Annotated in this window: 30 protein-coding genes; 12 read left to right on the top strand and 18 right to left on the bottom strand. The window is 48.6% G+C overall.

Annotation, left to right across the window (positions count from 1 at the left end):
• Nucleotides 1–159 precede the first annotated feature (159 nt).
• Complete coding sequence (locus tag VF399_06840) at nt 160–1167, top strand: hypothetical protein (protein ID HEX7320051.1); 1008 nt, start codon at nt 160–162, stop codon at nt 1165–1167.
• A gap of 329 nt (nt 1168–1496) precedes the next feature.
• Here VF399_06840 and VF399_06835 read toward each other — a convergent pair whose 3' ends face one another.
• From VF399_06835 to VF399_06760, 16 genes are all read right to left on the bottom strand, one after another.
• Entirely contained in the window at nt 1497–1943 is a 447-nt protein-coding gene (locus tag VF399_06835) for a hydrogenase maturation protease (GenBank protein HEX7320050.1), read from the bottom strand.
• Between the two features lie 210 nt (nt 1944–2153).
• Nucleotides 2154–3614, bottom strand: a complete 1461-nt coding sequence (locus VF399_06830) for a Ni/Fe hydrogenase subunit alpha (GenBank protein HEX7320049.1) — start codon at nt 3612–3614, stop codon at nt 2154–2156.
• A complete protein-coding gene (locus VF399_06825) occupies nt 3607–4581 on the bottom strand; it encodes an oxidoreductase (GenBank protein HEX7320048.1) in 975 nt (324 codons plus the stop codon). The genes VF399_06830 and VF399_06825 overlap by 8 nt, the downstream gene beginning before the upstream one ends.
• 186 nt (nt 4582–4767) lie before the next feature.
• Nucleotides 4768–5187, bottom strand: coding sequence for a hydrogenase iron-sulfur subunit (locus VF399_06820; protein ID HEX7320047.1), 420 nt, complete (start codon nt 5185–5187; stop codon nt 4768–4770).
• 204 nt (nt 5188–5391) lie between these two features.
• The gene (locus VF399_06815; GenBank protein ID HEX7320046.1) at nt 5392–5916 is read right to left on the bottom strand and encodes a ferredoxin-thioredoxin reductase catalytic domain-containing protein; all 525 of its coding nucleotides are present in this window, start codon (nt 5914–5916) and stop codon (nt 5392–5394) included.
• Nucleotides 5913–6194 carry a glutaredoxin family protein gene (locus tag VF399_06810; protein ID HEX7320045.1) on the bottom strand — a complete coding sequence of 94 codons (282 nt, stop codon included), beginning with the start codon at nt 6192–6194 and terminating at the stop codon, nt 5913–5915. Before VF399_06810 ends, VF399_06815 begins: the two co-directional genes overlap by 4 nt.
• Nucleotides 6195–6758, bottom strand: coding sequence for a nitroreductase family protein (locus VF399_06805; protein HEX7320044.1), 564 nt, complete (start codon nt 6756–6758; stop codon nt 6195–6197).
• 5 nt (nt 6759–6763) lie between these two features.
• Complete coding sequence (locus VF399_06800) at nt 6764–7264, bottom strand: ferritin family protein (protein HEX7320043.1); 501 nt, start codon at nt 7262–7264, stop codon at nt 6764–6766.
• Between the two features lie 72 nt (nt 7265–7336).
• Complete coding sequence (locus tag VF399_06795; GenBank protein ID HEX7320042.1) at nt 7337–8206, bottom strand: thiamine pyrophosphate-dependent enzyme; 870 nt, start codon at nt 8204–8206, stop codon at nt 7337–7339.
• 237 nt (nt 8207–8443) lie between these two features.
• Nucleotides 8444–10153 (bottom strand): 2-oxoacid:acceptor oxidoreductase subunit alpha, encoded by a 1710-nt coding sequence (locus tag VF399_06790; GenBank protein HEX7320041.1) that lies wholly within the window; start codon nt 10151–10153, stop codon nt 8444–8446.
• Nucleotides 10154–10193: 40 nt separating this feature from the next.
• Nucleotides 10194–10589 (bottom strand): class II SORL domain-containing protein, encoded by a 396-nt coding sequence (locus VF399_06785; protein ID HEX7320040.1) that lies wholly within the window; start codon nt 10587–10589, stop codon nt 10194–10196.
• Nucleotides 10590–10612: 23 nt separating this feature from the next.
• Nucleotides 10613–11086 carry a ferritin family protein gene (locus VF399_06780; protein HEX7320039.1) on the bottom strand — a complete coding sequence of 158 codons (474 nt, stop codon included), beginning with the start codon at nt 11084–11086 and terminating at the stop codon, nt 10613–10615.
• Nucleotides 11083–11277, bottom strand: coding sequence for a hypothetical protein (locus tag VF399_06775; protein ID HEX7320038.1), 195 nt, complete (start codon nt 11275–11277; stop codon nt 11083–11085). Before VF399_06775 ends, VF399_06780 begins: the two co-directional genes overlap by 4 nt.
• Nucleotides 11274–11657: a Fe-S cluster assembly scaffold protein NifU gene (gene nifU / locus VF399_06770; GenBank protein HEX7320037.1), complete on the bottom strand. Its 384-nt coding sequence runs from the start codon at nt 11655–11657 to the stop codon at nt 11274–11276. Before nifU ends, VF399_06775 begins: the two co-directional genes overlap by 4 nt.
• Nucleotides 11658–11692: 35 nt before the next feature.
• Complete coding sequence (locus VF399_06765) at nt 11693–12202, bottom strand: ferritin family protein (protein ID HEX7320036.1); 510 nt, start codon at nt 12200–12202, stop codon at nt 11693–11695.
• A gap of 24 nt (nt 12203–12226) precedes the next feature.
• The gene (locus VF399_06760; GenBank protein ID HEX7320035.1) at nt 12227–12736 is read right to left on the bottom strand and encodes a ferritin family protein; all 510 of its coding nucleotides are present in this window, start codon (nt 12734–12736) and stop codon (nt 12227–12229) included.
• 301 nt (nt 12737–13037) lie between these two features.
• Between VF399_06760 and VF399_06755 the strand changes: the two genes are divergently transcribed.
• The 9 genes from VF399_06755 (at nt 13038) to VF399_06715 (ending at nt 21723) form a co-directional block, all read left to right on the top strand.
• Complete coding sequence (locus VF399_06755) at nt 13038–14552, top strand: hypothetical protein (protein ID HEX7320034.1); 1515 nt, start codon at nt 13038–13040, stop codon at nt 14550–14552.
• A gap of 296 nt (nt 14553–14848) precedes the next feature.
• Complete coding sequence (locus tag VF399_06750) at nt 14849–16039, top strand: succinate--CoA ligase subunit beta (GenBank protein ID HEX7320033.1); 1191 nt, start codon at nt 14849–14851, stop codon at nt 16037–16039.
• A gap of 16 nt (nt 16040–16055) precedes the next feature.
• A complete protein-coding gene (locus tag VF399_06745; GenBank protein HEX7320032.1) occupies nt 16056–16457 on the top strand; it encodes a four helix bundle protein in 402 nt (133 codons plus the stop codon).
• 45 nt (nt 16458–16502) lie between these two features.
• Complete coding sequence (gene sucD / locus VF399_06740) at nt 16503–17381, top strand: succinate--CoA ligase subunit alpha (protein ID HEX7320031.1); 879 nt, start codon at nt 16503–16505, stop codon at nt 17379–17381.
• Nucleotides 17382–17464: 83 nt separating this feature from the next.
• Entirely contained in the window at nt 17465–18319 is an 855-nt protein-coding gene (locus VF399_06735) for a citryl-CoA lyase (GenBank protein ID HEX7320030.1), read from the top strand.
• A gap of 55 nt (nt 18320–18374) precedes the next feature.
• Nucleotides 18375–19625, top strand: coding sequence for a 3-isopropylmalate dehydratase large subunit (locus tag VF399_06730; GenBank protein HEX7320029.1), 1251 nt, complete (start codon nt 18375–18377; stop codon nt 19623–19625).
• A gap of 135 nt (nt 19626–19760) precedes the next feature.
• Nucleotides 19761–20267, top strand: a complete 507-nt coding sequence (locus VF399_06725) for a 3-isopropylmalate dehydratase small subunit (protein HEX7320028.1) — start codon at nt 19761–19763, stop codon at nt 20265–20267.
• Nucleotides 20264–20821, top strand: coding sequence for a DUF366 family protein (locus tag VF399_06720; GenBank protein ID HEX7320027.1), 558 nt, complete (start codon nt 20264–20266; stop codon nt 20819–20821). The genes VF399_06725 and VF399_06720 overlap by 4 nt, the downstream gene beginning before the upstream one ends.
• 218 nt (nt 20822–21039) lie before the next feature.
• Nucleotides 21040–21723, top strand: coding sequence for a 7-carboxy-7-deazaguanine synthase QueE (locus VF399_06715; GenBank protein ID HEX7320026.1), 684 nt, complete (start codon nt 21040–21042; stop codon nt 21721–21723).
• Between the two features lie 176 nt (nt 21724–21899).
• Here VF399_06715 and trxA read toward each other — a convergent pair whose 3' ends face one another.
• Together trxA and VF399_06705 are read right to left on the bottom strand one after the other, a co-directional pair.
• Nucleotides 21900–22220, bottom strand: a complete 321-nt coding sequence (gene trxA, locus VF399_06710) for a thioredoxin (GenBank protein HEX7320025.1) — start codon at nt 22218–22220, stop codon at nt 21900–21902.
• An 84-nt stretch (nt 22221–22304) separates the two neighbouring features.
• On the bottom strand, nt 22305–22529 hold the full coding sequence (locus VF399_06705) for a NifU family protein (GenBank protein HEX7320024.1): 225 nt from the start codon (nt 22527–22529) through the stop codon (nt 22305–22307).
• Between the two features lie 161 nt (nt 22530–22690).
• Here VF399_06705 and VF399_06700 point away from each other — a divergent pair, with 161 nt between their 5' ends.
• Together VF399_06700 and VF399_06695 are read left to right on the top strand one after the other, a co-directional pair.
• Complete coding sequence (locus VF399_06700) at nt 22691–24430, top strand: ABC transporter ATP-binding protein (protein HEX7320023.1); 1740 nt, start codon at nt 22691–22693, stop codon at nt 24428–24430.
• Between the two features lie 2 nt (nt 24431–24432).
• Nucleotides 24433–26505: an ABC transporter ATP-binding protein gene (locus VF399_06695; GenBank protein HEX7320022.1), complete on the top strand. Its 2073-nt coding sequence runs from the start codon at nt 24433–24435 to the stop codon at nt 26503–26505.
• Nucleotides 26506–26677: the final 172 nt, after the last annotated feature.

Raw genomic sequence — 26677 nt, 5'->3', positions numbered from 1 at the left:
GCTTCTTTAACAGCGCAATTACCTGTTCCTCGGTGTATCTTCTGCGGGCCATATTGAGCCTCCTTCGGTCGCCTTTCGGCAACCATTATATCCCCGGCGACTCAACTTGTAAACTGTCCAGTTTTTGGGGGTAGGGTCAGTACCTATGAAGACTTTACGGTGATCAGCTTGACAACTACTGGTGACACCAACTGGGTCTACCGGTATAATGGCCCAGGAAATGGAAATGATGGGGTTTTTTCTATTACCTACGGTACTGATGGAAACATCTATGCTGTAGGATATAGTACAGTTGATATGTATGACTTCACCGTGATTAGCCTTACGACTACTGGTGATACCAACTGGGTATACCTATATAATGGTCCGGCGAATGACAATGATTATGCCCATTCAATTATCTATGGTGTTGATGGCAACATCTATGCTGCGGGATCTAGTCAGGGTAGTGATACCTATGAAGACTTTACGGTGATCAGCTTGACAACTACTGGTGATACCAACTGGGTATACCGATATGATGGTCCTATTTATGATTATGCTAATTCCATTGTCTACGGTGCTGATGGTAACATCTATGCTGCGGGATCTAGTTGGGAAAGTACTACTAGTAATGACTTCACGGTGATCAGCTTGACGACTAATGGTGATACCAACTGGGTATACCGGTATAATGGATCGGCGAATTACACTGATTATGCCAATTCAATTATCTATGGTGCTGATGGCAACATCTATGCTGCGGGACGTACCCAGACTGGTACATTTGATGATTTTACGGTGATTAGTTTGACAACATCTAGTGATACAAACTGGGTATATAGATATAACGGACCAGGAAATTACTATGATGAGGCCAATTCCATTGTCTATGGTGCTGATGGCAACATCTATGCTGCGGGACGTAGTCAGGGTATTGGTACCTACGCTGACTTTACGGTCATCAGCCTTCCTGGGGATTATGGTGTAGAAGAGGATAATAAAACCGTGCTGAAAACCAGCTTTAATGCTACGATCCTCAGCGGTCCTCTGCAATTACCCGCAGGCAAAAACTGTAAAACCTTTGACATCATGGGCCGGGTTGTGATACCCGACCAGCTCAAACCGGGCGTCTACTTCATCCAAATCGACAACCAGATTGTTCAAACGGTTGTGAAGGTAAGATAGGACAAAAGGACAAAAGGCGGCTGCCATTAATTGTAAACCTTTACACCTCATATCTTCCTATATTTCAGTAGTTATTTTATAATATTAAGCAATGTTGAAATTTTTGTAAACTTTTGGCACAACAACATAAAAAAGGGGATAGCTTCGTATCCGCCACACTCAATGGCGGACTCGAAATGACAGAATGGATTCCCGCTTGCGCGGGAATGACATGAAGAGGATGAGATTGCTTCCCCTCATTCTTCGGGACTCCAGTTATCCCCCTCACCCTTACCCTCCCCCTCAAGGGGGGAGGAAAAAGGAGGGAATGACCCCATGAGCACACTTGCCTATTGAAGGCAATTTTCTATTTTTTCTACAATGGCATCGATCTTGCTCTCAAGTGCCGGGTCCATTTTGTCTCCAAAATCGCATTTACTTTTTATGCCGATGCCGATCACTTTCAATGTGCCAGGCATCTTGATGCCGAGTCTTTTGCCCATGTCAAGCGCAGCGTCAAGGCTCATGCTGTGGAGATATGACGGATTGCTCAAGCCTTTGAAATCACCGAGTTTGATCTCATATAATTCGCCGACCACGGCATCACCGGCGATCAAGGCGTCCAGGATCAGAACGCTGTCATATCCATCGATCGTTTCGATAAAATTAAAACCGTCAAGTGCGCCGGCAATGACATTCCAGTCATGGTGCCGATCCTTCAATTGCTCGGCAACAATGATACCTATGGCGTCGTCACCACAATATGGATTGCCCAGGCCGATGAGGAGTTTTTTCATGAAAATATTTTCCCCTCACCCTTGCCCTCTCTCCCACAGGGACACCATTCATTGCAATTCATCTATTTTTTCCACGTTGCCACAGGGGGAGAGGAAAAATAAAGAGGAAGCGATTGCTTCGTCGCTCCACTCCTCGCAATGACGGATAATAGAAAACCCCCTCCCTTGAGGGAGGGGGTTAGGATGATGGCGTAACCTACCATTCGGTTTTTAGTTCTTAATCGTTTTTACGATTTCCCCATTTGAATCGTGGATATTGATCTCGAGCGGAATCTGGCCGGGCATGGCGTGGGTCGCGCACGCAAGACACGGGTCATAGGCGCGGAACGCCATTTCGATCATGTTCAGCAAACCGTCATTCACGACACCACCTTTTATCAGATTCCGGGCCGCTTTCTCGACCGACATGTTGATCGCGGCGGAATTGTTTACCGTGGCGACGATAAGGTTAGCTTTTGTCAACCGGCCCTGTGCATCGGTTTCATAGTGATGGTATAGCGTTCCCCTCGGGGCTTCAATGACCCCAATGCCTATTTTTGGTACTTTAAAATCCATGTTCCTGATCTTTGGATCCAGTATTTCGGGGTCATTGATGAGTTTCACCATCGTTTCCGCTGCCTGCATGGCTTCGATGACACGCGCCCAGTGCGTGGCCAGCGTATTATGGACTGGTTTGCCGCCCAGCGTTTTGAAATACCGCTCATAATGCTCCTGAGCTATGGGTGTTGCCATGCCATCCGAGGCATTGAGCCGTCCAAGCGGTGCGACGCGGTATACGCCGCTGTCTTTACCGTCCACGAAACCTTTCCAGCCCACGTTCTTGAGATAGGGGAACTTTATGTAGGTCCAGGACTCGACACCTTCGCCGATATGGTTCAGGTAGTCGCGGTTCTTGAACTTGACGAATTCTTTACCGTCGGGATCGACCACCCGAACCCAACCGTCATAGAAATTCACTTTGTTCTTATCGTCCACCAGACCCATGTAATAGGTTTTGTGCTTGTAGATATCGCCTACGATCAGGTCGACATAGACTTTGTTCTTGAGCACGATATCGTCAAAGACCTGGAGCGTAAATTTGGCGAATTCCACCGCGTCGTCGGCGATTTTTTTCCATTCCGTCTGATTTTCTTTGGTCACGCCTTTGGAAACACCGCCGGGAAGACCGTTCACCGGATGCACGACCCTGCCGCCCAGGGTCTGGATGATGCTGCGTGCCCGTTTTCTCATATCAATTACTTTTTTCCCGATCTCCAATCCCACCTTGGCAATGACGCCCAGGACGTTTCGCTCCGCGGCGGGAGCCGCCGGTCCGACCACGAAATCCGGACCGCCGAGAAAATAAAAATGCAGGTTGTGGTCCTCAAACATAAAGGTATTGTACATAAATTCTCGGATCTTGCGCGCCGCCGGAGTCGGTTCAACACCATAGAGGTCGTCGAGAGCCTTGGTTGAACACAGATGATGCGCCGTCGGGCAGACCCCGCAGATGGTCTCGGTTATCCTGGGCATTTCTTCGGCCAGCCGTCCAACGGCGAATCTTTCATAACCGCGCAATTCTGGTACCTGGAGGCAGGCGTGCGCCACGTCGCCCTGATTGTTCAGAAATATTGAAATCTTCCCGTGGCCTTCCAATCTGGTTATGGGATCGATTGTTATCTCTTTAAACATTTTTTGCCTCCTGTTTTCTTCTCAGGATTGAGCTGGGCAGACCGTACATGTAAAACAGCCCGATCGGGTCGATAATGGCGTCGGTTACCTTTTTGATCTCGTCCTCGGTGTCCGCGTCAATGATCGAAGCGAGCGCGGATAGGAATTTCGCGCCCATGTCAGTGACTTCCTTGGTTGGACCAAAACAGCCGCGGCACCCGATGTTCGCATTTATGCACCGTTCTCCGCAGCCACCTCTTGTCGCCGGGCCCAGGCAGATTATGCCTTCGGCGAGAAAACATTTTTCAGGGTCGGCGATGACTTCGTGAATCCGTTTAATGCTCTTGATCATCATCTTTTCAGGTTTTGTTTTATTCCTGACGCACGTTTCGCACAACGCTTTATCGGACGCAATGACCGAACCTTTAGGCGGAAGCTTGCCTTCAAGTATCGCCTGCACACCCTTCATGATCAGATCGGGCGGCGGCGCGCACCCGGGCAGGTAATAGTCTACGTCAATAGTCTGGTCCAGGGTTTTAACCGTGTCATAAAATTCGGGCAGAATCAGTTCACCAGCCGGGATCTTTGTCCGTGTCTGCGGGAATACCCGGTTGGGATTGATGGTTGTCACCGTGTTGATATACGCTGTTTCAAAAATTTCCTTTCGGTTAGCCACATTAGCAAGACCCGGGATCCCGCCCAGGTGAGCGCATGCGCCAAAGGCTATTACCATATTTGATTTCTGGCGCAGAAGCTTGGCAATTCGTTCTTGTTCCTCGGTTCTGATCGCTCCGTTAATGAAACTGACCGCGATAGATTTGTCCGGCATTGCTTCGATATCTTTGTATTTGAAATCCAGAGCTACCGGCCATAAGATAATATCAACTGCATCAACAACCTTTAATATGTCTTCTGCCAGGTCCACGACGGCTTCTTCGCACCCGCCGCACGACGCGCACCAGTAAATGGCCACTTTTGGTTTTGCCATTACTATCCTCCTTCCGCAAACAATAAATATTGGTAATTGGATAAAAGGTTAAATCTTAAAGGAAGTGAATATTGGTTATTGGTTAAATAGTTAAATATTAGATTCATCCTTTTATTTAACCATTCACCATTAAACCATTCAACTATTCTGTTCATTTGATTTTTAACCATTTAACAATTTAACCATTTATTTATCTGTAGTGGGGTTTGGTCCCAGTTCCTTTATCTGTTTAACGAATTCATCGATTACCTTGGAAAATTTTATGCCTTCGGCCGCAGATATCCATTCAAGCCGCACACGCCGGTTGTCGATGCCGAATTCCTCGAGCATTTTTCTTAAGATTATCATGCGTTTTTGTGTCTGCCGGTTTCCGCTCTGGTAGTGGCAGTCACCGATATGGCAGCCGCCGATAAGCACCCCGTCCGCGCCTTTTTTTAAAGCTGAAAGTATGTACGACGGGTCGATCCCGCCCGAACACATGAGCCTTATCGGAACGACATTGGGCGGGTACTGCAAACGGCTAACGCCAGCGAGGTCGGCAGCAGCCGACGTACACCATTTACAGAAAAAACCAACGATTTTCGGTTCAAAGCTCTCATGCATAATATTCTCCTTCATCCGTGTAGTTTATTTCACTTATATAATTGAGCATGATCTGATATTTGATTATATATAAAAGACTTCAAAAGTCAATATTAAAGTAGTAATGACCAAGATTGATTTAAAGACAGAAATTGTAGAAGTCGAGCTTGCTCGACGAGCTTTTGGCGCAGAGTAAACTCTGCCACTACAAAAGTATCGAAATTTCTGCTACATGAATCTTTCAAATCGGTCTTTTTTAACCTTACAAATAGGGCAGATTTCGGGCGGCTGGTCCCGGGCGCACAGGTAGCCACAGACCTTGCATCGCCAGACTGGATAGGGTAATGACTTACCGGGCGGGATACTTGATTGGGAGATAGTCGGTTGGGTCGTGACCACCGTTTTTTTTTGCTGACCGCGGGGTGGCCGTCGTTCGGGTATTGATGTCAACGGTTTTTCGCCACGACCGATCGCCGTAGACACATATAACCCGCAATAGCATGCTCCGAACTCGTCCAGGTCAGAATCGCGATAGTCACAGGGACAGATTATATCTATGTCCTCCTCCCGGTTGCCATAGGACAAACGGCATGGGCATGACCAGTACCCGTATCGTTGTTCGTTGATCAGTAATCCCTTGACCAAATCCTTGGTGAATTCGACATCGGGATTAAGACGGTAACCTGCCTGCTCGGCTTCCTGTTTCAGTCTCGAGTACAGTGTGTCAACATTGGCAGGCTTGATCTCTTTCATTCCCCCAGCTCCGCGCGTATTTTGGCTTCGTTGTAACCGACGATACAAGTCTTTTTATTAATGACCACGGTGGGAAAAGAACACGCCGGGTTCCATTTTTCGACCTCTTTCATGATATTGTCTTTCTCGTTTTTATCAAGCAGGTCGACATCCACGTAATCATATCCGACCCCCAGTTGTTCCAGAAATTTCTTGGTCTTTCTACACCAGATGCACGTGCTCAGGGCATAGATAAGAATCGGCCCTTTGTTTTTACCCGCTATGTGTTTTATCTCCATTTATGCCTGCTCCCTATATTGGTTTTTAAAGACAAATTTGTTCATTGGCAGGCGGTCCGGTCGTTTGATCTCGGCTTGCTTTTGCTGTTCTGATAAAACCGGCTTAAGTTCACTCGAGTGCTTACCCATGATGATCAGCGTTATTATCCTGGCATCGGATGGGATGCCGAGAACATTCCTGACCTCGTCTTCACGGTAGCCGGCGATTGGGTGGGCGACAAGCCCCAGTTCAGTCGCCCTCAGCACGATCGCCGCCACTGCCATGCCAGTGTCGAAAAGGTAGTATTCGCGTTCTTTGATGAGACAATCATCTTTTTTCAGGGCAAATGCCGCCACGATCATCGAAGCGTCGTAAGCCCATTCATTGCCTTTTGACAGGGTGCCGTGCATTTTCTCCAGCACCGCGGGATCATAGACAAAAACGAACCGCCAGGGCTGGTTATTAAAGCAGGAGCAAAAAAGACCGGCGCACGACGCCAGATCGGCAATGAGTTCATCCGTCACCGGGAAGGAATCCAGTGACCGGTATGCTCTCCTTTTATCGATGGTTTCTTTGACGGTCACCGTATCTATTCTCCCCAGATTATCGCGCCCTTGTTGGAGATCTGGTAGTATTCAGCTTCCAACAGGCCTTGGTGACGGCGTTCATCCTCGGCAAAACGCGCGAACAGCTCTTTGCCGGCTGGATCATTGATCTGCTCGGCAAGCGCTCTGTAGCGGGCGTTCGCTTTTTTCTCCGCTTCTATGCCGCGCGTCAGCACTTCGGCGATCTCATCTTTGTTGGGTTCAAATTCGCCTTCGATCTCTCCTTTGAGCGCGGGTAATTGCTTGCCCGGCGGCGGCGGGTTTATGGCAAGCCCGGTCTCACGCGCATCGATGACGCGCCGGACATTCTCATAGTGAGCCTGTTCCATTTCCGCGAGTTCACCAAACAGCTGCTTTCCGGCTTTGCTTTTTGCTTTTGCCGCGGCTTCCAGATAGAATTCCTTTGCGATCACCTCGCTGCCCATGGCGGCTAGAAGCAGATCGTCGACCGAATCTTTCTTTTTATTTAGCGATGCTTTTTTCATTCTCATTCTCCTTTTATTTATTCATGCTTGCCCCATATGCTACTTTCTAATTTCCGATTTCTATTATTATCATCATTCACCATGCAACTCATGCACGAATTCCTGAATTTTTGTCTCTGTGATCATTGAGCGCTGGGATAAGGGAGTCTTGTCGATCCGGTACAGCGCAAGCGTGTCCTCGAACACCACCCTTTTTTCATTAATATAGAAAATCCCAAGACCCAAGCGCTCTTTTTCGACCGCCCGTTCAAATGCCCTTGATCGGTCGTGCGGATCGTACGATGACTCAAGGTTATAAGTATGTTCTTTGAACCACTGGTACGTATTGACCTTGTTGAACGTGACGCAGGGCTGCAAGACATCGACCAGAGCATAACCTCGGTGCTTGATCGCTTTTGTGAATATTGTTTTCATCTGTTCTATATCGCCGGCAAATGCCCGCGCCACGAACGAGGCGTCCAGCGCGATCGCAACCGAGAGCGGATTGAACGGTTCAGACATTACGCCCTGGATCTGCACCGGCGTTTTAAAACCCATAAGGCTTGTCGGTGATGCCTGTCCCTTGGTCAGTCCGTACACCAGGTTATTGTGGACTATATTGGTTATATCGGGATTGCGCCGGATTGTGTGAATGAAATGGTTGCCGCCCTCGCCATAAGTGCAGCCGTCGCCGCTGACCGCGATGACCGTTAAACCGGGATTAACCGCCTTGATCGCCGTCGCCGACGACAGGTAGCGGCCATGGAGACCATTAAAAACGTGGCTTTTGACATAATGCGGCAGTTTCGCGGCTTGTCCGATGCCGGATACGAGCACGACCTGCTCGGGTTTCAGCTGCAATTGCTCCAGGCTCTGTTTAAGGGCGTTATGGATCCCAAAATTACCGCACCCCGGACACCAGGCGCTATCGGTCGTCTCATCCATGTCAAAAACGGGCTTCATAAATCACCGTCTCTTTTTTCCTCCCCCTCGAGGGGGAGGGCCTGGGAGGGGGGGACAGCTGGGTGTCCCGCAAGGGGCTTCCGCGAATTTCCCGTGAATCCAAAATAAAATTCCGCGGGGAAATTCAGCGTCCCGAGGTTTATGCACTGATAAGTGCATCGAGGGAATAAATTTCCTGATCGCGGAGCGGTCTTTAACTCTGGTTGTCCCGTCAGGGGCTTCATAAATTTTTATTCTTTATTGTTCGACCGCGGACCGCAGCCTTCCGGCGACTTCTTCGAGCGTAAAGGGCAGTCCGTTGTATTTGAGAATGGTGCTATGGAAATCAAAACCCAGACTTTGCTTTATATGCCGGGCGAACTGAGCAGTCGCGTTGTTCTCGATCGCTATGACTTTTTTCGCCTTTTGCAGATAAGCGGCGGTTGACGAGGGGAGAGGGTGGAGCTGCTGGAAATGCAGCATGCCGATATTCCTGCCGGATAGCTGTTGGTCGCGGATCGCTTCTCTGACCACTCCGAAGTTCGAACCCCAGCATATGACCAGAACATCGCACGGATCATCTTTGTTGCCGCCGTAATATTCCGGTTCATAAAAATCGTGTTCAATAGCTGCGGCTTTTCGGCGCAGCTTGTCAACCATAAGGTTTCGTATTTCCAGATCTTCACTGATGTGCCCGCTTTCGTCGTGCGAGTGACAGTCGGCGATAACCAGTCCGGTGCCATGGCCCGGGATACCCCGGGGTGAAATGCCGTTGGCCGTAAGCTGATATCGCCGGTAATCCGGTTCGGTGGGTACAATGAAGGGATCGGCTGCTGGCTCAGCAAGATCCAACGCTGCAACATTGGTTGATGAATCCATGAGGAACTGGTCGGTCAGGATAAACACCGGAACCTGATACTGGTCGGCGATCGCGAAAGCATCGCGGGTCGTGGAAAAAGCCTGTTCCGGTGTGCCGGGTGCGAGTATGATTCTGGGGAATTCACCGTGCCCGGCATAAAGAGCCAGGTCCAGGTCTGCCTGTTCGGTCCTGGTTGGAAGGCCGGTTGCCGGTCCGGGTCGCTGCGCCAGGTGAATAACGAGCGGCTGCTCCTGGGCGCCGGCAAGGCTCAAACCTTCGGTCATCAGGTCAAATCCACCGCCCGAGGTGGTGATCATTGCCCGGGCGCCGGCGTACCACGCGCCCAGTGCCATGTTCATGGCGCTGATCTCGTCTTCGGATTGTTCGCTGATGATATCGCAATATCGCGATGCCCGCGTGTAATATGTCCAGACGCCGGAAGACGGGGTCATGGGATAAGCAGCGATAAAGTTGCAGCCGCCGGCCAGAGCACCCAGGGCTACGGCTTCGTTTCCGTCCATTACGCGGTCATTGGCAGCACGATGACCTGGGGTGATCTGGATTTCGGCATTTCCGGCCCGGATGATTTCAAGGCCGATCTCGTAGCCGCGGCGCGCGGCATCGTTGTTTTTGCTGATTATCTCGGCACCTTTTGACGAGAAACGGTATTTAAGATTTTTATGGATGATATCAAGCGGCGCGCCGCAAAGGCCGCTGATCAACCCGACGCCGATTATATTGGCATAGACCGGGCTGCCAATTTCGCTCGCCAATTTGCTGAAAGGGACATCGGTGCTTTTGAGTCCGCCGGTGGCGTATTCGCTGATGATCAGCGTCCGGCTGGTCAGGCGTTTTTCGACATGGCCGAACGCCTTCTCATTGAAAGGTATAAAAATGTCGATGCGGTCCAGCGGCGCGCGCACGGGTTTTGATGATACCCGGATGCTGGTCGAGTTGATACCGCCCCGGATCCGGGACATGAATTCCTTAGTGGAAAATACGTTGAACCCTGAATCGTTGAGGACGCGTGCCAGGAGTTGTTCGACCGTATCCAAGCCCTGGCCGGCGGCCCCGCATAGCACGACTGATATATCGTCAGTCACAGGCATAGAGCTAAAGAACGGCCATGCCGCCGGCTTCGGCTGCCGGTTATGATACGGTCAAGTCCATGGAATTCATCCACAGGCCATGGATATTGCAGTAAGACAGGGCGAACACGGTCCCGCTTTTTTCGGTCTTGAAGTTCACCGTGCTTTCAGGATGAGTGTACATCGTGCTCGTATTCGGACCCTGGGCCGAACCGCCGTGCGCCTGAAATTCATAACGACCGATGTGGCATGAGAATTTTTCGCCCTCGGGACGGAAATAAACGTCGATCCAGGCGATATGATGCTCGGTCGTGTTAGGATGGGCGATCTCTTTGCCCACCGTTACGGTTAACTTCACGGCATCGCCTTTTTTGATCTTGCCCGGCATGTCAAGGGCCGGCGCATGTTTTTCCTTTTTCCAGTCTGCGGTCTGTACGGCATCGTTCATTTGGAACATGGCGCGCTCCTTTCTTTTAGATGTTACGCGATGGTTTTGCGCAGTTCAGATAATTTCATGAAATGATTCTTTTCTTCACCGATGATCTTATTGATCTCATTTTTTTGTTCTTCCGGTACGACCATGAGAATTTCCTGATAATACAGGATCGACTCGAGCTCGCGGTCAATGGCGAAATCGATCGCAGCCTTGGCGGTCGTAATAGCTGCCGCGTATTCGTCGAGTCGCCCGGCGTTGAAGATCTTATTGTCGACATAAGCCCGGAGATACGCGCCATATTCATCCGTGTAGGTCTCGGGCGGGGTATAAGCCTGAAGTTTTGAGAGCATTGATCGATAGATATCCCTGTGCACCAGCTCCTGTCCTGCCAGGTGCCGGAAAAGGTCCTGGATCCGGGGTTCGGGCAGCTTCGCACTCATGTTCCGGTAGAATGCCTCCCCGTTTTCCTCGATACGAATTGCGAATAGCAGGATCTCCCGGGCGTCAAAAACGCTCATTTCTTTCTTCCCTTCACCTTGATCCGGTTCTCGGTGGCGCAATGGGGGCAACGCGCCATGGTTTCATTGTAGAGCTTGCCGCATTTTCCGCAAGCAACCAGCCTGACTTTGCAGTTTTTGCAGAAAACGGGTTCAAAACAGCTGAACACAAGCTCATGGTCACAAAATGGGCAACGGCATTTTTCCTTCATTGTTTATTACCTCGTTTATCCAGATAGTTCTGGATCGCTTTGTGCAAGGCGTCGGCTCCCAGATTGGAGCAATGCATTTTATTGAGGGGCAGTCCGCCCAGTTCCTTGGCGACGAGTTCGTTGGTTATTTTCAATGCTTCATCGATCGTTGTGCCCATCGCCATTTCACTTACCATTGACGAAACTGCGATCGCCGCGCCGCAGCCGAAGGTCTTGAACTTGATGTCGGCCAGCCGGTCGTCTTTCACCCTGATATAAAAGGTCATCATATCCCCGCATACCGGATTGCCGACCTCGCCGATACCGTCGGCGTTTTCGATCTCGCCGACGTTGCGCGGATGCTGGAAATGGTCCATTACTTTTTCGGAATAAAAAGGCATATCGTCACCTCACGTTTGTTCGGGAAATACCAGTTTCAGAAGAGGGGCGTAAATTTCGCCTGCGCCCAGTACTCTTCCTTGAGCAGATCCATCTGCTTGGAGATCGCGGCCAGGTGTTTTTGTTCCCATTCATAAAGCTGCTGGAAAAAAGAACGCGCATTATCCTCGTTTGCTTCGTCCATCATTTTGCGGTACAGGTCGACAGAATTGGATTCCAGGAGGGCCGCAATGCTCAACGCCGACATTTCAAAATGCCGATCCTGGATCCGGGTTTGCAGCTCATCAGAGAAGATAGGGCTCTTCCCATCAAAAGAGGATGGGTTGCCAAGCGTCAGGTCCTTTGCCCATGTACCATTGAGTAGAAGCTGGTCATATTTTTTCTTGAGTTCAACGAAATGCCTGGCTTCATCCTCGGCCAGGATCTTGAAAACCGATTTTGCCTTGATATCTTCGGTTTTTTCCGATGCGATGCGGTAAAATTGAATACCGTTAAGTTCTGTCTGCAGAGCTGTTTGCAGACCGCTTATTATTTTAGAAGTATCCATGGTGGATTCTCCTGTGACCGGTCGCTACCGCTCTTCCTCGAGCGAAAATTCCCGGATCCCGAACCAGAAGCCGGTGGATTCGATATTATCGATCTCGGCCTGGAGCAGGTCATAATGGGATTCTTCCATTTCGATTATCCGGTCGAAGATCTTCTCGGCTTCGCCATTTTTTATCTTCTTTTTGGCGTCGTTGTAGAAATCTATGGACTTTTTTTCCAGGTCCATGGCGGTTTTCAAAGCGCCGAGTTCATCTGCACCTTTTTCCGATTTCACCTTTTCGATCGACCGCAGCTTCGGTGTCAGTTTTTCGATAATGGAGACAGGTATTTCCCCGCAGGTCCAGACGCTTCCGCACTGAAGACCAGCCAGCTGTTTTGTCAGGATCTCCAGGTGGGTAAATTCGTCGCGTCCCAGCCGTATGAACATGTTCTTGCCGGTTTCGTCTTTGCATTCGAACGCAAAGTCAAGATAATGGACTAAACCATTTTTTTCGATTTCGATCCCGGTCTTTAAAATTTTTATCGCTTCTTCCATTTTACCTCCAGATTAAGATATAAATTATAATTAATTTAATATCTATGTCAATATAACTTTGGAACTCTCATATTAAAATTTACCTTATTCCCAGTCGTTAACCCATGTTAACCCGTGTTAACCCGTAACGCGGAATAATGAGCTTCTTTCATTTAGACTATATATATATGAAATGATTTATTGTAACTGTCTATTTTTAACTATAACAATTTTTTTGATAATAAACTGCGGTAAGGGCAAGTTCATTAACGCTTGACATCATAATAAGATATGGTATAATTTACTATCAATGGAGTAGACAGTGGGTCTGTTATTATTCACGATCTTAGGTGGGTTCACTTTAAAATGGCACTTACCGGTCGGCTGTGCAGTTGGGGTATCGGGTAAAATTCTTGTTGCCGACACGGATCGCGACAGCTGTTATGAGTTGTTTATCAGTGATTTCCAGCTGCCTGATAATATATATATTTGCGAACTACATCAACCTTATACATGGGAATTGGATTCGTTTTCAATCCTGCTATGGCAGATAGCATGTGATATTGGCGATTTCGACAATGATGGGCTAGCTGATTTATTATGTTATGGGCAAGAAACGGAATTTGACTCAATTATGACACTTGCCATATGTGAATCACCCGATTCACACTCATATCCAACTAATATTGTATGGTGTGACAAAGTAGGTCCACCATGGTTGATACCAACTGCATCAGTTTACGATTTTGACAATGATAATAAATATGAAATTATCCAAGTCTCCGCTTTTATGTATGGTAATACTGTATTCTATGAAAACTGTGGAAACAATCAATATAATATAGTTTTTGTTGACACTTTCAGTTATTATTCGCCTGATGCTAGCGCCTTTGGTGACTTTGATCAAGATGGAAATTTTGAAGGTATTTTTCCATCAAGCCAAACGATATTTTGGACCTACGAGAGTCCTGATAGTAACGTATATTTAAGGGTGAGTATGGATTCAATACCGACTGCGAATATATTTGACTGTATTGCGATTCCCGATGTTGATGGTGACGGGAAATGGGAGTTTATGCTTAAGGGAATACAAATACTGTCTCAGTTAATTGATGTTTTCATTTACGAAGCGGATAGTGATAATACATACGATTTGAAAAAATTTTGGCAATTTACTGGCGCAGATTATTCGGGTGGTCATTCCGATGCTAGCGATGTTGATGCGGATGGCAATACTGAGATTGTGATTGAAGGACCGAATACGGTAAACATTATAAAGGCGGCCGGCAACGATTCTTTTTATGTCTGGGAAACTTTGCCGGGCAATGCCGCCGGTTTTAATATAAAGATCTTTGACCTGGATAACAATGGCATAAATGACATCATCATGTCCGGCGCCCAGCAGACCTGGATCTATGAATATGTACCGGAAGGGGTAGAGGAACAGCACACTGGAATGATTATGACATCATTGAGCGTACATCCGAATCCGTTCCGGAGGAACCTTACGATAAAATATCAAATATCAAATACCAAATTCCAAACAAATTCCAAAATCCGAAATTCACCCCCACCCTTGCCCTCCCCCCTCGAGGGGGAGGATAAAGGAGGAGGGAATTTCCCGCATGTGTCGTTGAAGATATTCGATGCAGCAGGACGGCTGACAAAACAATTTAACCATTTATCCACCAATCAGCATGGCGGAATTCAACCATATAACCAAGTCATCTGGGATGGATTGGATGACGCGGGACGTCGTGTCCCTGCTGGTGTGTATTTCGTGCAACTCGAAGCAGAGGGCGAGAGGATTACTGAAAAAGTGATTCTATTAAGGTAATCTCTCAATAAAAGAATGAGATCGCATCGTTGTTCCTTTTGAATTTCTCGCAATGACAAGTATTTTTATATTGTTTCATTGAGAAAAACATCTGGATTCCCGCCGGAGTTTACCCCGTACCTGATACGGGGCGGGAATGACAGAATAAACAAAAAATTGAACCTGGCTGGATTCCCGTTTTCACGGGAATGACAAAGACACTACAGGAAAAACAACAAAACTGAGGGGTTGAAAATAAACTGAGAAATGACAAATAAGATGCTTGAAACTAAATAATAATTCTGTATAATACACGCATGCGGTTGTATGAATTCGAAGGCAAAATGCTTTTTAAGAGATTCAGGATCCCGGTGCCGGACAGTGTTCTGATCGATAGCGATTGCATGGACCGCCTGGACGGGGTCGTTTACCCGGTCGTGATCAAGGCTCAGGTTTTTATGGGCGGCAGGGGTAAGGCAGGATACGTGCAGCACGCGGTGAACCGCATAGAAGCTGAACTGCATATCAGGACCATGTTGGGCCGTGAACATGCCGGGTTCCGTATTGATAAAGTATTAGTTGAGCGGAAGGTAAATATCGTCCGTGAATTCTACATTGCCGCGATGATCGATCGCCTTGAGCATAAGCCGCTGGTGATCGCCCATAGCCGGGGAGGCATGGCGATCGAAGAAGTCGCGGAATTGGATCCGGGGTCGCTCGTCAAATGCAACCTGCCGATCGGTGAAAGACCATCGCCGTTCATTGGCCGAAAGATCGCGGCCGAACTGGGACTCTCTGGCGACCAGTTGAACCTCGGTGCCGGCGTCATCAACTGCATGTACAATATGTTCATCGCGCTCGACTGTAAACTGGTGGAGATCAATCCGCTCGCGCTCACGGTCGATAACCGTCCGGTCGCGCTTGATTCCAAGGTCGACCTGGACGAAGATGCCATGTACCGCCATCCCGAGTTCAAAGAAATGGGGATCACGGCGCGCCACGAGGTCGGCGAGCTGACACACAGGGAAAAGATCGCCAAGGCGGCAGGCATTCCCTATGTTGACCTGGGCGGCGATATCGGAGTTTTCCCGGGCGGCGCCGGGTTTGGGATCGCCGCCGTGGATCTGATCACTCACTACGGCGGAAAACCGGCTAATTTTATGGATTCAGGCGGCGCACCCACCCAGGAAAAACTGCGCGCCATGCTGGGATTATTGACCGACAATCCCGATGTCAAGGTGATATTCGGCGCAAGGTTCGGCGGGATATCAAGATGTGACGACTGGGCAAAAGCGGTGGTGCAGTATATCGTGGAGAACAAGCCCAGGAAACCGATGATCATGAGGATGGCGGGTAATATGGAAAAAGAAGGCAGGGTGATACTTGAAAAAGCTAAAAATAAGCACCCTAAACTGTTCCGCCAAATCAAGATCTATGCTTATGACACGCCGATCGAACAGGTAATACAAGAGGCGGTAAGGATAGCCAAAACAATAGAAAATGGTTAAATAGTTAAAAGGTTAAATGGTTGAAAAAAATACCAAAGAAATAAGATTTAAAACATTTGAAGACCTGGAAATTTATAAGAAAGCCCGAGAATTCAGGAAGAAAATCTATTTATTGATAAAGAAATTACCTTTAAAGGGAAAATACAATCTTGATCCCCAAATGAGAAAAGCCATTGTATCAATCACTAATAATATTGCGGAAGGTCACGGAAGATATCATTATCAGGAAAATATCCAATTTTGCAGGCATTCAAGAGGTTTACTGGAGGAAATAATAGATGACCTTAATGTTTGTTTAGATGAAGGTTACTTCCAAACTACCTATCTTGAGGACTTAAAAAATAACGGTTTTGAGCTCTTGAAAAATCTAAACGGATACATAAAGTATCTAAAGAGTATGAAAGACAAGGTTGAATAATGTTATTTAACCATATCACCAGTTACCATTTAACCAAAGGATGATATGGCAATTCTGATTGACCGCGATACGCAAACCATCGTCCAGGGGATCACCGGCACCAACGCTGCGGTCCACACGCGGCTCATGCTCGATTATGGAACAAAGGTCGTGGCCGGCGTAACCCCCGGGAAAGGCGGCCAGCGCATTGAAGACGTGCCGGTCTATGACACGGTTAGCGCGTGTTTGAGAGACAATCCACACGCCACGGTATCCAGTGTCTGGGTGCCGCCGCGCTTTGCCAGGGATGCGATCCTGGAGTCCATTGATGCCGGCATCAAAGTTGTTGTGGTCATAACCGAAAGGATCCCGATCCATGACATGTTAAAGGTTCGTCAAAAGGCAAAGGAAAAGAACGTGGTCGTGATCGGAGGAAATACGCCGGGTCTTATCTCGCCAGGCAGGTCATTGGTCGGTATGCTGCCAAAGATCGCCTTTCAGGAAGGGCGAATAGGCACGGTCGCGCGCAGTGGAGCCGTCACGTATTATGTCGCAAACTCGCTCAACCTTGCCGGGCTGGGAGAATCAACCTCGGTCGGCCTCGGCGGAGATCCTATTCTTGGTGCAAATTTTGAGGATATTCTCGCCTTGTTTGAAAAGGACACCGCAACCGATGCCGTGGTCATGGCGGGTGAGATCGGTGGCGTGTACGAAGAATTGGCCGCGCCCTACATTAAAAAAATGACCAAACCGGTCATCGCGTATATCACGGGCAAGGCGGCGCCTCAGGGAAAACGTATGGGGCACGCCGGCGCTATTGTCGAGGGTTCAATGGGCACGGCACAGAGCAAGATCGAAGCATTGAGGTCGAACGGCGCGGTCATGGCTGAGACTTTAAGTGCGATACCTTTCCTTGTGAAAAAAGAATTGAAGCTAGGAAGTTAAGAGGTTACGAGGATATGATAAAGACTGAAGTTAAGAGGTTATGAAGTTGGGAAGTTATGATTACAGAAAAGAGGAGTTGAAATATGTGGAAGTCGAGCATTTCAAAGATCGAACCTAACCATATAGTAACGCGCGGATACCGGCAGGAGGATCTGATCGGCAATGTTCCGTTCGCGTCCGTTTTTTTTCTTTTGCTTAAAGGCAGAATGCCACGGGAGCGCGAAGCGCGGATGATCGATGCCGTTCTTACTTCGTCCGTGGACCACGGAACCACCCCGCCTACGACGCACGCGTCAAGGATCGTCGCGTCGGCCGGGGTACCATTGCCTGCTGCAGTAGCAGCCGGCATTCTGGCGGTTGGCGATGTTCACGGCGGCGCGATCGAGGATGCCGCGCGCATTATGCAGGAATGGATGAAAAAGATCAAAAGTGAGCACTGGACTCATGAAAAAACGGCTCAGATGCTCCTTGCGAAACTGAGAAAAGAAGGAAGATATATGCCCGGTTTCGGTCATCGCATCCACACGCAAGATCCACGGACGAAGAGACTTTTCGCCCTGTCCGACAAGTTGAGGATCAGCGGGGATTGTGTTAAACTTACCCGCGCTATCGAGAACGAATTTGCCAAAGGCAAGCCTCTGCCGGTCAATGTTGACGGTGCAATCGCCGCGATCATATCAGATATGGATTTTGACTGGCGTCTCGGCAAGGCATTTTTCCTTATCGGTAGAACCGCAGGGCTGATCGCGCACGTCTATGAAGAGATAACCAGGGAAAAACCCATGCGCCGCATGTGTGATTCCGATGTCGAATACGACGGACCGTGGGAAAGAAACATCGAAGATATGAGGGTGAGAGGATATGAAGGTGTGAAAAGAACCGGAAAGACTAGACAGACCAGAAAAACCAGAAAGGCTAAAAAGACCAGAAAACGATAATGACGATCATAACGATATTAACGAACAAAACGATCAAAACGTTCAAAAGAAACCCATGACCCTTGTCGAAAAGATCCTGGCCAGAGCCGGCGGAAAAAGCAAGACAGTTCCTAACGAGATCGTGATGGCAAAGATCGATGTCGCAATGTCGCACGAGAACGCGGACGTCGTTATCAGATCGTTCAAAGAGATCGGGCTGGAACGCGTCTGGGACCCCGAAAAGATCGTGATCGTGTTTGACCATCGGATACCCGCGGAATCCGAAAAGACCGCCGCAACCCACAAGAGGATCAGAGAATTTGTCAAAGAACAGGGGATCAAATATTTCTACGACATGAAAGAAGGCATCTGTCACCAGATCCTGCCGGAATTTGGACATTGCCGACCGGCAGAGGTGCTGGTCGGCACTGATTCCCACACTACGACCCATGGCGCGTTCGGTACGTTTGCCGCCGGCATTGGGGGAACAGAAATGGCCGGCGTTTGGACGACCGGCGAGCTTTGGCTCAAAGTGCCGGAATCGTTTCGGATCAAAGTCACAGGGTTATTCAAAAAATATGTGTCGGCAAAAGATCTTATCCTTAGGATCATCGGCGATCTCAAAGCCGACGGGGCGGATTATAAATCCGTCGAGTTTTGCGGCGAATCGATTCGTGCGATGTCCATGCCATCGCGGATGGTACTGTGCAACCTTTCCATGGAGATGGGGGCAAAGAACGCCTTCGTTATTCCCGATGATAAAACTACAAGCTTCGTGAAAGCGCACACGGACAAACCGTTTACTGCGGTCTTGCCTGATGCCGACGCGAATTATGCCCGTGAATTCAACTATGACATTTCCAATCTGATCCCCCAGGTCGCCTGCCCTCATACGGTCGATAACGTAAAACCGGTGTCCGAGGTGTCAGGTCTGAAAATCGACCAGGCGCTCCTGGGCTCCTGCACGAATGGCCGGCTTGAGGACCTTGAAACTGCGGCCATAATTATCGAAGGTAAATCAGTGCACAAGGAGGTTCGCTTATTGATCATTCCAGCGTCGCGACGGGTGTATCAGGATGCTCTTCAGGCTGGTTACATTGAAATATTCCTAAAAGCCGGTGCTTTAATACTCAATCCGGGATGCGGCCCTTGCCTTGGAGGTCATCAGGGTTTACTCGCGGCCGGAGAAGTATGCATCTCGACTACGAACCGTAATTTCAAGGGCCGGATGGGCAGTCCCGATTCGTTCGTGTATCTGGCATCGCCGGCGACCGTCGCAGCATCGGCAATAAAAGGGGAGATAACCGAACCATGCCAGTACGAATAAATACTAAATACGAAATCCTAAATACTAAACAAGATCAAAGCACTAATTTTCTAAATCCCAAACTGTTTAGAACATTGGAATTTAGGATTTTGAGTTTGTTTAAGATTCAGATATTAGAGATTAGGATTTCATAAAATGATACAAGGGCAAGCCTACAAATTCGGTGATAATATCAATACCGACGATATCTATCCCGGAAAGTACCTTTCCATAACCACGGACCGGGAGGAGATGGCGCGTCATTGCTTTGAGGCTGTATACCCCGATTTTTTGAAAAACGCTAAAAAAGGCAATATCATCGTTGCCGGCAAGAATTTTGGATGTGGATCATCGCGCGAACAGGCGGCCACCTGCCTGAAATTTTTCGGCATCCGCTTTGTGATCGCCGAGTCGCTGGCACGGATCTTCTATCGCAATGCGATCAATCTGGGTTTGCCGGTCCTGATAGCGCCCGGTATAAAAGGAAAAATAAACCATGGCGATACGCTGACTGTGGACCTGCAAAAGGGGATCGTCAGGAACGAAACCACGCATGAATCCATTACGGTCATACCGTTGCCCGGATTCATCATGGACATAATCAAAGATGGCGGACTAATACCAAATCTGCGAAAACGATTAGGATTGGAGGTTAAAAAATGAAATACCGCTTGATCAAGGAAGAAAGGCCATATACTGGTGAACAACTGCACAGTAATTTTGCGTACACGACATTTGGGATAGTCGGTGATTCGATCGTCGCGTTTTGCGGGAGTTGCGATGTCAAGCTCAAGGAAATGGTGGACATCGAGGACCTTCGCGCTGGTAAAGCGATCTATTCTGAGTACATGCTGCACTTCATCGTCGAACACTACGATACGAACATCGAAATCGCGATCATGCGGCAACTTGTGCTCACGTGTATCATAAGGGACGCCATCAATGATATCAAGGGCAAAGCTATTGTGAAGCGCATCCATACCGACCTTTTCGAGGACGACGCTAAGCTGTCGATTTCGGTGGCGACCGTATCTCCATTATCTTCCTTAATACATTTTGGCATCAATATAACGTCGACGAACACGCCCGTGAAAACCAAAGGTCTGAAGGATTATGACATTGAACCTTACGAATTCTCGAACCTTATTATGGACCGGTACACCAAGGAGATCGAGAAAGTCCAGACGACGCGCTGCAAGGTGAAATGGGTGCAATGATAAATCCTAAATACGAAACTCTAAACTCTAAACAATACATTGCGAAAAAAACGTTTTTCGTTGTACGTTTTGGCTGCCCGTATCGTTATACGGCGCTGTAATACGGTAAAAGAACACCTATGACGATAAACGAAAGACGATACGAGTGGCGATGCCGAATAACGAGTAACGGGATAACGGTTTGTTTAGGATTTAGAAATTAGGATTTAGAGTTTAACATGCTTGGTTATGTAAGCGAAATTTTTACATCTGTCCAAGGTGAAGGGATCAAGATGGGGCAGCGGCAGACGTTCGTCCGCCTTTTTGGCTGTAACCTATCCTGCAATTACTGCGACACCCCCATAAACCAGAAGAAAAAGGGCGCGCTTATTGTCGGCAACAAGATCTTCCAAAACCCCGTTACGATCGACATGCTGATGGAATTCATCGATGCCCGCGAGGTCTCGATAACGGGCGGCGAACCACTGCTCCAGGTTGATTTTGTCGGCGCGCTGTGCGACCGGCTGCACGGGAAAGGCAAAAGCGTCTATCTCGAAACCAACGGCACGCTGTCACCGGAATTGAAAAAGATCATAAGAAAGATCGAATGGGTTTCGCTGGATTTCAAGATCCCTACGGCAACCGGCAGGCCGGGGCTGTGGTCTGAACATGAAAAGTGCCTACAGACGGCAATGCGGAAAAAGGTCTTCGTGAAGATGGTGATCAACGAGAACGTGCTGCCCCGGGAAATAGACAAAGTCTGTGCGATCATTGAAAAGGTCGACCGCAAGGTTCCGTTGGTGATCCAACCAGTGCATGGTTGCGTGATCCCCAATATCCTGGAGATCCAGAAAAAGGCGCTGAGACGCTTGACCGACGTGCGTATTATTCCGCAAATACACAAATGCATGAAACTGCAGTGACCTCGGACAGTAATCGTTAGACCGTAAGCGGTAAAAAAGCATAGGTCAAGCACGAAATTCTAATATCGAAATCCTAAACAAATTTAAAATCCTAAATTCAAATGTTCAAAATGTTTTGGATTTAGAAAATTAGTGCTTTGATATTGTTTAGGATTTAGGGTTTAGGATTTAGAATTTTAAAGCAGTTTATCCAATCTTTTCGTGATCTCTTGTTTAGGCACGGCACCGATAACTTCATCGACGACTTTGCCGTTCTTGATGAATTTCATGCATGGGATACTCATCACTTTGTACTCCAGGGCGATCTTGGGGTTGGTGTCGACGTCGAGCTTGGCGATCCTCGCTTTTCCTTCATATTCCTGCGCGATTTCATCCATCAGTGGCGATACTATTCGACATGGACCGCACCACTGCGCCCAAAAATCAACCAGCACGGGCATTGAACTATTGATCACTTCAGCATCAAACGTATCGTCAGTGACTTGAACAACGCTCATTGCACCACCTGGGGAAAATTAATAAATAGTGATTGGTGAATAGTTAAATATTTAACCATTTAACCTTTTAACAATTTAACCATTCTAAAACACCTGCTCAACGGTCTTTATTTCAGGTATTGCTTCCTTGAGACGTTTTTCGATCGCCATTTTCAGTGTGATCATGCTCATCGGACAACCGCCGCAGGCACCAGTTAGTTTTACCTTGACTACGCCGTCGTTGCTCACGTCCACCAGTTCCAGATCACCGCCATCCCTCTGCAGGTCAGGCCTTATCTGATTTAAAACCGATTCGACTTTTTCTCTCATTTTGTCATCCTTTCCTTCATCTTTCATCTATTAGACAAATATCTAAGTTCTTTGTTTATATATAAATATATTGATTTAACGTTGGATGTCAATGAAGTTGACCGGCCGTATATGAAATGTAATGATATTGCTTTCAAAAATATTTTAGATATAATCTCCCCATGTTCGAGCTTTTAGCCTTAAAAAAATACTACCGCCGATACTGGCTGGCGACGGTTTTCGGTATTTTCGCGCTCGCGGTGATCGACCTGTTGCAACTGCTGGTGCCGCGGATCTTGAAGACCGCGATCGATGACCTGGTGGTCGGCCGGGCAACCCCTGGTACGTTGATGTTTGCGTGCGTATTGATAATGTTGATAGCCTTGGGTGTGGCGGTCGGCCGCTTTTTTTGGCGCTACCTACTTATCGGTTCAGCCCGCCGGATCGAAAGGGAGCTGCGCAGTGATTTTTACAATCATCTGACCACTTTAGATGTCGCGTACTTTGACAAGACCAAGACAGGCGACCTGATGGCCCACGCGACCAACGACATAAACGCCGTGCGCATGTCGATCGGCTTTGGCCTGGTCATCCTGACCGATATCATAATCATGGGTGTTGCGTCGATCATAATGATGATCACCATCGATTTAAAGCTGACCCTGTATGCACTAATACCGTTCCCATTTATTACTCTTTTTTCGACTTTTTTCGGGAGTACGATCCATCGTTTGTTTGAAAAGGTTCAGGCATCTTTTTCGCTTCTTACCGAACGAGTGCGCGAAAATTTAGCTGGTATAAAAGTAGTTAAAGTATTTGTTCAGGAGCCATTTGAAATGGAGCGTTTTAGCGGTATAAGTACTGATTATATAATGAAAAATATGAGCCTGATAAAGGTCTGGGGAACCTTTTTCCCCATTATCATGTCGCTCGCGGCCGTTGGTATGGTCATTGTGCTTGGATTGGGCGGCCGTTATGTCCTGATTGGCGCGATCTCGGTCGGCTCTTTTGTCGCGTTCACTTCCTATCTCCAGATGCTGGTATGGCCTATGATCGCAATCGGCCGGGCGATCAATCTTTTCCAACGCGGTGCCGCGTCGCAGGGCCGTATAAATAAGATCATGGCTGAACGATCAACGATCAAAACTTTAAAGGGCACTCAGGAGAGGATAAAAGGACACATCGTAATCAGGGATCTGACCTTGACCTATCAGGGTAAAGACATACCGGCGCTCAACGCGGTAAATCTTGAGATCAGGCCGAACCAGTTCGTTGGCATAACCGGTCCTATCGGATCAGGAAAGTCGAGCATCGTCCATGTGTTGCTGCGACTTTACGAACCCCAGACCGGTTCGGTCCTGATCGACGGTCAGGACCTGAAAAACCTCGCTCCAGGTTTTATCCGTTCGCAGATCTCATTCGTGCCCCAGGACACATTTTTATTCTCGGATTCAGTAAGGAACAATATCGCTTTTGGCAACCCTGGTGCTTCGATCAGCGATATCGAGCGGGTTTGCCATATTGCCAGCATCCATGAAGAGATTCTTGAACTGCCGGATGGTTTTGATACTCGTATCGGCGAACGCGGGATAACGCTGAGCGGTGGGCAAAAACAGCGTCTGGCGCTTGCCCGCGCGCTGCTCCTGAACCGGCCGATCCTTATCCTGGACGACGCGTTCTCGTCGGTAGATGCGGAGACAGAGCGCGCGATCCTTAATGCGATCCGTGCGGAATTGCGCGGACGAACCTCGATCGTGATCTCGCACCGGCTGTTCGCGATCATGGACGCCGACCGGATCTTCGTTATGGAGAACGGATCGATCGCCGAAGCCGGCACGCACCGGGAATTGGTCAAACAGAAACGCCTGTACCATGATATCTACCGAACCCAACAGATTGAAATGAAACTGGAGACCCTGTGAGCATGGAAATGCAGCGACCTGATGAGATCGAACTGGGCAAGGTATTCGATTTCCGCCTGATCCGCCATTTGTATGGTTTCATGAAACCTTACATGCGTTACATTTTATTGTCTATGATCTTCCTGGTTGGCGCTATCGGCGTTGAACTGAGCTTTCCGTATATCAGCAAAGTGGCGATCGACGATTTCATAGTCAAGACCGGTCGGAAAGTCCAGACTGCCGAAATAGGACGCTATCGCGGGTTGGACACATCGACAGTATTCATGACGCAGGGGGATCTGGAGAAGATCGACCCGAAACATATACATGAGTGGGAGATCGGGCAGAAACTCAGCAAGGAAAAATACTACTATCTTGACAAACCCCTGACCACCCAGGCTCAGGAAGTTGTGGCACGGCACCCATCGCTGTTCGAAGATTACCCGGCGGTCGTGCTGGCGCCGTATGATCGGCTTAAGGAACTGACGACCCGGGAAACAGTTGCGCTTCGCGGTCGTGATTTCAATGGCCTTTACCGGATAGCTTTTATTTTTCTACTGATAATCCTTGCCGGTGCGGTCGTGAATTTCCTGCAGATCTATCTTTCCCAATACGCGGGCCAGCTCTTCATGCACGCCATGAGGATGAAGGTTTTCAAGAAACTGCAAGATATGGATATGCGGTTCTTTGACCACAACCCTGTGGGTCGTCTCGTGACACGAGCTACGAATGACGTGGAAGCGATAAATGAGGCATTTACTCAAGTTTTCTCGTCCCTGGTCCGGGATATCCTGCTGCTCATCGGTATCGTCGGTATTCTGATCGCGGTCAATATTCGTCTTGCGCTCATCGCATTCACGGTCATCCCGCTCGTGGTCATCCTGACATCTTATTTCCGGATCAAAGCCCGCGAGATCTACCGGGCAGTGCGGATCAAACTCGCAAAACTGAACGCAACCCTCCAGGAATACCTGTCCGGGATCCGGATCATCAAGATCTTCAGCCAGGAATTCGAGAGCGATCGCAAATTCGATGCTATCAATGCCGAATATCTTAAGGAGAATATCCGCGAAGTGACCCTGCTGTCTTTCTTCCGCCCCTTGATCGAGGTGGTCAGCTCGCTCGGCATTGCCCTGGTTTTGTATTTCGGCGGCGGACACGTCATCGCGGAACGAATTTCGCTGGGCGTGCTCGTGGCGTTCATCGCCTACGTGGAAATGTTCTTCAGGCCTATCCGCGAACTTACCGAATCCTACACGATGCTGCAATCGGCGATGGCATCCAGCGAAAGGATCTTGATCCTCCTGGATGAAAAGATCAGGATCAAGTCGGCACCCGGCGCCGTCAAATATCCCCAGGCCCGTGGTGACATTGAGTTCGATCATGTTTGGTTCCGGTATAACGAAGACGAAAGGGAATGGGTGCTGCGGGACGTCACTTTCCGGATCAAACCCGGGGAGCACGTTGCATTCGTCGGCGCCACCGGCGCCGGCAAGACTTCTATCATCAGCCTGCTCTCACGGCTGTACGAAATCCAGCAGGGCTCGATCCGTGTTGACGGCATCGATATCCGCTTCATGGACCTTTCCTCGTTGCGGTCCCATATCGGGGTCGTCATGCAGGATGTCTTTTTATTTGCCGGCGATATAAAATCCAACATCAGACTGAACCTTGATCTTCCTGACGAACGAGTAAAAGAGATCGCTTCCTATATCAACGCGGACCGGATCATCGACCGGCTGCCCAGAAGATATGATGAGAATGTTATGGAACGCGGCGTGACGCTGTCCATGGGGGAAAGACAGCTATTGTCATTTGCCCGGGTTCTCGCTTTCGACCCCCGGATCATTGTACTCGATGAGGCCACCGCTAATATCGACGCGGAAACGGAAAAACTTGTTCAGAACGGGCTGGCCAAGCTCATGGAAGGCAGAACTTCAATAATCATCGCCCACCGCTTGAGCACCATCAAGGATGCCGATCGGATCTACGTACTCCACCGGGGAGAGATAAAGGAGACCGGGACGCATGACGAGCTGCTTCGCAAAAAGGGGATATATCACAGTTTGTACAAGTTGCAGGCGCTGAGCTCGTAAAAAAAAATATTAGCAACCGCCTTAATTATTACCCTGCTATATGAAGGTTGTCAACTAGTGATTTTGTTATTTACATCCGGCCTCCGATCATTATAATTGGTTATCCGAAGCGGTACCTAAGCGGGAAACCCCATCCTGCTATTCGTCCATGAAGGGACAAGGTAACTTATTC

It is taken from the genome of bacterium (assembly GCA_036382775.1).
Classification (GTDB): Bacteria; Hydrothermota; Tepidihabitantia; order SM23-42; family JAOAFX01; genus DASVHD01.
Note: the sequence above shows the minus strand (reverse complement) of the source record. Positions and strands in the feature narration are given on the sequence as shown.